Here is a 2,846-nt window from a genome sequence, read left to right on the forward strand (position 1 = left end):
AGCAAGCTGACCGAGATCAGCGCCTTCGGATCCAACCCCGGCAATCTCCGGATGCTGACCTACGTGCCGCCGCAGCTGCCCGACAGCGCGCCCCTCGTTGTGGTGCTGCACGGCTGCCTGCAGACCGCTCACGCATACGACGAGGGCAGCGGCTGGTCGATGTTGGCCAAGCGGCATGGCTTTGCCTTGATCTATGCCGAGCAGTCCCAGGCCAACAACCCGAACCGCTGTTTCAACTGGTTTCAGCCCCATGATGCCCGACGGGGCTCAGGCGAGGCCTTGTCGATCCGCCAGATGGTCACGCGCATGCGGAGGACCCACAGCATTGATCCAGCCCGGATCTTCATCACAGGTCTCTCAGCCGGCGGCGCCATGGTGTCGGTGATGCTGGCCACCTACCCGGAGGTCTTTGCCGGTGGCGGGATCATCGCCGGTTTGCCCTATGGAGCTGCCTCCGGCATGCGCCAGGTCATGCCCGCCATGAAGCGGCCGCAACCGCGGAGCGCCAAGCAATGGGGCGACCTCGTCCGCTCCGCCTCATCCTATACGGGCCTGCGGCCGACGGTGTCGATCTGGCATGGCACTGAGGATCGGACCGTTGCGGCCTCCAATGCCGCCGCGTTGCTCAGCCAGTGGACCAATGTGCACGGTGTCAGCGAGGAGGTGTTTAGTCAGACGTCAGTCGCGGGCCACCGCAGACGGGCATGGTCGAACAGGAAGGGTGACACAGTCATTTCGCTGTATCTGATCGATGGCATGGGCCATGGCACGCCCGTGCGCCGGACGAAAGCTCAGACAAAGACGGGAGGAGCCGGGCCGTTCATGCTTGATGCAGGCATCTCATCCTCGCTGCATCTGGCTAAATCGTGGGGCCTTGTTCGCCGGAAGGCAGCCTCCCGCCGGACCTGAGCCGCGGCTCAGCCCCACTGGCCTTCACCTTTCCGGGAGATCGAGCACGACTTCCCGTCCCTGGAAGAACTGTGTACCTGGCTCGGGTGTTCGACCGTGAAGACCAACAATCGGCACAACACGGCTCAAGGCTTGTGAGGGTGTGGCGACGGCCTCGCTGCGAGCGCTTGGGTGCTACAGGGGAGGGCTGAGGTCATTCCAGCACTTGTGCAGTTCGTGGAAATTGCAGACATCGCTGCGGCCGCGGGACAACTTTCCATGCGCCTGGCGCGGGTGTGCCCCGCGCAATGGCATGAGTTCAGTTCAGACAACTTTCAGCAGTGTCGGCTATTCCTGCTGGCTCACCAGAGCGCATGAAGCCCCATGCTCTCGCCAAGGTCGCCCAAGCGCAAATGAGCCCGCCTCCCTCTGTCTCCGCCGTAGCGGATTGTCCATCCATCACTGAGGCCGTCGCCGCGAAAGCGGGCGCGAGGAGCGGCGTTCCCGCCAAGGACGCGACTTTCGCCGCCATTGGCCTGGCCCTCCTGTCGACCGTCTTCTTCGCCACGGGCGATGTCACAGCAAAGGTCCTCACGGACACGTTGCCTGCGATAGAGGTCACCTGGCTGCGATACGTCGTCTTCTGCCTGGTAGTCGTACCGACCGTCCTCGTCACACGCGGCACGAGGGCAATGCACACGCCGCCGCGGCGCCTCCAGATCATCCGGGCGCTGGCCGTAGCCGGCTCATCCGTCCTCTTCATCCTGGGACTGGGGCACCTCCAGGTGGCTGAGGCCACAGCGATCAACTTCATCTCGCCGATCTTCATCACCGCGCTTTCGATCCCGCTCCTCGGGGAGAAGGTGGGCATCCGGCGCTGGGCTGCGGCGGCGGTGGGCTTCCTGGGCGTGATGCTCGTGGTCCAGCCTGGCGGCTCGGCCTTCCAGATGGCCGCCCTGCTGCCGATTGGCGCAGCACTCTCCTGGGCCGTGGCTGCCATCACTACCCGTCTGATGAGCTCTGAACGGCCCGAGGCCACCCTGGCGTGGTCGGCTGCCATCGGACTGATTGCCCTGACAGCCTTCGTGCCGTTCCACTGGCGCACACCCACCGCTGCGGAGGTCGGCCTGGCCGTTCTGATGGGCGGCTTCTCGACCATGGGGCACTGGCTCATCATCCTGGCCTACCGCAAGGCCGCAGTGTCCACCATCGCCCCATTCTCCTACGTCCAGCTCCTGTTCGCCGGGCTGCTCGGCTTTGGCGTGTTCGGCACCGTGCCGGGGGCTATGACCCTGGTGGGCGGGCTCGTCATCGCGGCGAGCGGCCTCTACACGGCTCACCGTGAACGCATCAGGGCCAGGGAGGCGAGGCTTGCTGTCGCCGGAAGCCGCCCTTAAGTTGCTGGCAGGACCCCGTTCGAGAGCATTGCTCGACAATGCCGCCTGACAAGACCAGAATCTTGGAGGCTATGTGGGCGGGGTGCCGGGGGATGGGAGCAAGCTGGCGCTGACGTCCGACGAGGAGCCCGGGAGGGCAGTGCATCCGTGCCTAGCCCGGGGCTCGTCGGCAGCTGTCGGTGTAAGGCAGCTGGGGTGAGAGTGATCTGATTTGCCGAAGGGCACAAGCGGCCCAAAAGGGGCGCGGCAGCTTGGCGCAGAGATATATCAACAGAGCTTGATCTGAAACCCCGCGGCCAAGGCGCTGTCTAAAACCTCAACCAGGGCGTTGGTGAGCCAAGGGAACGACGCACATCCTGGATGTAGGCCGCTCAGGGTGCCCGACAATCCCGTACCTCCTTCACCCGCCGGCGGGCGTGGCGCAATGACATGAGCGTGCTAAGAGCGGCAGCCGTCCCGCATCGTTCACACAATTTGATGGAATGACCGATACTCATGTCAACGCCGGTTGAATTCTGACCCGCTTCGAGCGAGGGCGCCGATTCAAATCTGACCCACCCA

The 2,846-nt window shown here is 64.5% G+C and carries 2 protein-coding genes; both read left to right on the forward strand.

Annotated elements, in window-relative coordinates:
- Window positions 1-909, forward strand: a 909-nt coding sequence (locus KBI52_RS01850; RefSeq protein ID WP_210804947.1) for a PHB depolymerase family esterase, incomplete at its 5' end; no start/stop codon positions are given.
- A gap of 353 nt (window positions 910-1,262) precedes the next feature.
- On the forward strand, window positions 1,263-2,285 hold the full coding sequence (locus tag KBI52_RS01855) for a DMT family transporter (protein ID WP_247654111.1): 1,023 nt from the start codon (window positions 1,263-1,265) through the stop codon (window positions 2,283-2,285).
- Window positions 2,286-2,846: the final 561 nt, after the last annotated feature.

The organism is Microvirga sp. HBU67558 (assembly GCF_018069605.1).
Taxonomy (GTDB): Bacteria; Pseudomonadota; Alphaproteobacteria; order Rhizobiales; family Beijerinckiaceae; genus Microvirga; species Microvirga terrae.

What these genes read in the sequence shown, in the direction of transcription:
- KBI52_RS01855 (WP_247654111.1), top strand. Translation starts at nt 1,263, where the DNA reads ATGAAGCCCCATGCTCTCGCCAAGGTCGCCCAAGCGCAAATGAGCCCG.